The sequence below is a fragment of the Paracoccus sp. PAR01 genome (assembly GCF_014851995.1).
GTDB lineage: Bacteria > Pseudomonadota > Alphaproteobacteria > Rhodobacterales > Rhodobacteraceae > Paracoccus > Paracoccus litorisediminis.
In genome coordinates, this window is record NZ_JACVAW010000059.1 from 1 (window position 1) to 2,477 (window position 2,477).

At 60.8% G+C, this 2,477-nt stretch carries 5 protein-coding genes; 1 reads left to right on the top strand and 4 read right to left on the bottom strand.

Annotated features, from left to right (window positions below):
• Positions 1-47 precede the first annotated feature (47 nt).
• The 4 genes from IB235_RS24485 to IB235_RS26025 all read right to left on the bottom strand — a co-directional run bounded on the left by IB235_RS24485 (position 48) and on the right by IB235_RS26025 (position 2,345).
• Complete coding sequence (locus IB235_RS24485; RefSeq protein ID WP_225612615.1) at positions 48-284, bottom strand: type II toxin-antitoxin system HicA family toxin; 237 nt, start codon at positions 282-284, stop codon at positions 48-50.
• Positions 285-357: 73 nt separating this feature from the next.
• A complete protein-coding gene (locus IB235_RS24490; protein WP_192338994.1) occupies positions 358-741 on the bottom strand; it encodes a hypothetical protein in 384 nt (127 codons plus the stop codon).
• A 351-nt stretch (positions 742-1,092) separates the two neighbouring features.
• Positions 1,093-2,118, bottom strand: a complete 1,026-nt coding sequence (locus IB235_RS24495; RefSeq protein ID WP_192338996.1) for an IS110 family transposase — start codon at positions 2,116-2,118, stop codon at positions 1,093-1,095.
• Between the two features lie 89 nt (positions 2,119-2,207).
• Positions 2,208-2,345: an integrase core domain-containing protein gene (locus tag IB235_RS26025; protein WP_370576995.1), complete on the bottom strand. Its 138-nt coding sequence runs from the start codon at positions 2,343-2,345 to the stop codon at positions 2,208-2,210.
• Here IB235_RS26025 and IB235_RS26030 point away from each other — a divergent pair.
• The coding region (locus tag IB235_RS26030; protein ID WP_370576996.1) for a cupin domain-containing protein at positions 2,340-2,477 on the top strand (138 nt) is incomplete at its 3' end. The two genes, IB235_RS26025 and IB235_RS26030, sit on opposite strands and share 6 nt — an antisense overlap.

Sequence of the window (2,477 nt, forward strand, 5' to 3'; positions counted from 1 at the left end):
GTCGTCGTAATCGATGCGAGCTCTGTAGCCCTTGAAGGTCATGCTGTTCATGGCGTGATTCCAATGCGTTCTAGAAAGTCGCGGGCGTCTCGAACCTGATAGCGTTTTGCCTCCATGGCAGGATGGGAGCGATGGAATGAGGCGATTAGGCCGTTACATGCAAACTTCACCCTAGACCCATTGCCTTCGATCACCGCTGCGCCAGCCGCGGCCAGCAAGTTTTCGATAGCCACCGATTCGATGGTGCCCGAGGTCGGCTCCGTAAAGACGGCGGCGAGTGTCATTCGGTGAGTGCTGGTCATTGCGCCAAGATGATAAATGCTAGCAAAAAATGCAAGCGGTATGCCTGCGCTGTATTTAGGGGTCAGCCAAGCTCACCGTGGTGGCTAGGTGCCGCGCCACGACAACAGGCGGGACAGGTCGCACCTTCACGCATCTGCGGAGGGGTCGCGGCATAGTACCGAGTGCCACCAGCCCTAAGCGGGCCAACCCGATCATGGCCAAATCTTCGGGGCCAATGTCGCAGCGTGCGATCAATGTGTCATCGAAGCTCAAGATAGCGAACGCGAGGTGGCCGGGTTCGTTGCGGTAGATGAGGCCCGCGCGGTTTCGGGTGCGGTCCCATTGCAAGGCGCAGTGGATCGGCAAGGCGCTGGACCAGCGAACCGGGTGACCGGTTGCTGCTTCGACCAGCTGGACGAAAGTATCGGTGATCGGCGCGGGCAAGGTGGCATGGAACATGGTCGAAATCCCCCTGTCTCGAAGTCTCGCAGGACCGTCAGCGGGTGGTCAAGATCGGGGGGGCAGAAACCGGCCTGCTTGTGGTTTGTCATCAGATGTCACCCTCGCGCGCGACACGGGGTGTTTCGGCCCTTTAATTGCGTGTCTGGGTCAAGCCTGTTTTCAGTCCTTGCCGGGGTCATGGTCCTTTCCGAGGTCTTGGCCTCATGATGATGTTTGGGCCGGGTGAGTCAACGTGTGCAGCGCGGTTCTTCAGACCGCAGCCGATTGAACGAGGTCACCACAACCACCGTCCCGGCGGGACATCACAGGTCTGGCGTCAGGCCCGCGATCTCGAGGTCGTGTTGAGGGTCAGGTCGGCTCTTTTCCCCATTCGAACGAGGTGCCATCGACCCAGATGCAGTGCAAGATGACAGTGAGCTTACGCGCCACCGCAACCTGCGCCTTCTTCATCCCATTTCGCTTGTCCAGCCGGAGCCCCCAAGCCTTCAGTGCGCACCAGCGCTTCGTCCGATGCAGCAGCACGCTGGCGGCCTCGAAGAGATAAGCCCGCAGCAGGCGGTCACCCCATCGCGAGACGTGACCGGTGGTGTCCATCTCGCCGGACTGCCTTCGCCGCGGGGTAAGACCGAGATAGGCTCCGACCGAAGCGGCACTTCGAAATCGCGAGGGATCATCGATCGTGTGCCGGAAGGTCAGCGCCGTCACCACGCCGATGCAGGGGATGGTCATCAACCGCCGTGTCGTCTCGTCGGTTCTCGCCATCTCCCTGATCTGACGATCCAACCCCTCAAGCTCGCTGCAGACATGATCATGCACCAAGAGCAACGGCAGCAGGACAGCCCAGAGGATGTGCTCATCGCCGGTCAGTTCGATAACGCGGCGACGGAATTGACCGGCAATCGCACGCGGAATGATTAGCCCGTATTCCTTCAGCATGGAGCGGACCTGGTTCTCCAAGTCCCTGCGGATCGCCACCAGCCGCGACCTTGCGACAAGCAGGGCACGGACCAGCTGGCTGGCCTCGCTCTTGACCGCCACTTCCCGATACCAACCAATCCGCACCAACTCGGCCAGACCACGGGCGTCGTTCTCGTCGCTCTTGTTCATCCGGCCGGACAGAACCGCGTGCGCGTGCCGGGCGCCGATGCAGACCACCGGCAGACCGATCCGCTTCAGTTCATGCCAGAGCCAGCTCGACATGGCGCCGGTTTCAAAGCCAACCCTTTCTGCCAGCGGTGCCTTCTTTGCCAAAATTGCAGCCAGAGCTCCTGGATCCGACCTGGCCCGGCCTTCGAAGATTACGCGGCCATACTCGTCGACAACACAGACCGCCGTTTCCTTCTGCGAGACGTCCAACCCCACATACTGCTTCATTGTCATGTCCTCCCATGATCAGCGGGACGAGTGTGCCACCATCGATGGGTCGGGGAGATACGGTATCGACCCAGCGGAATCTGTTCAGGTTAAGCCGCTAAGCTGAATGCCTCTGCCGGGGTCAGCATGGCAAGTCCCCGATTTGGACGCCGATTGTTATAGAACTGGATCCAGTCGCCAATTGCGCGGGTCGCATGGGCGAGGCTCTCGAAGCGCTGGCGATGCACGCTCAGCGGTTCTTTGTCGGGGATGAGGTGATCGAGGCCGGGGCAGGCGAAGTGGTGCTGGGACCAAAGGGCGTGCCGCATCGGTTCGTGAATATCGGGCCGGGACGGCTGCAGACCATCGACATTCACCAC

Excerpts from the sequence above, each read along its gene's own strand:
- IB235_RS24490 (WP_192338994.1), bottom strand. The coding sequence starts at position 741 with ATGTTCCATGCCACCTTGCCCGCGCCGATCACCGATACTTTCGTCCAG.
- IB235_RS24495 (WP_192338996.1), bottom strand. The coding sequence starts at position 2,118 with ATGAAGCAGTATGTGGGGTTGGACGTCTCGCAGAAGGAAACGGCGGTC.
- IB235_RS24485 (WP_225612615.1), bottom strand. The coding sequence starts at position 284 with ATGACACTCGCCGCCGTCTTTACGGAGCCGACCTCGGGCACCATCGAA.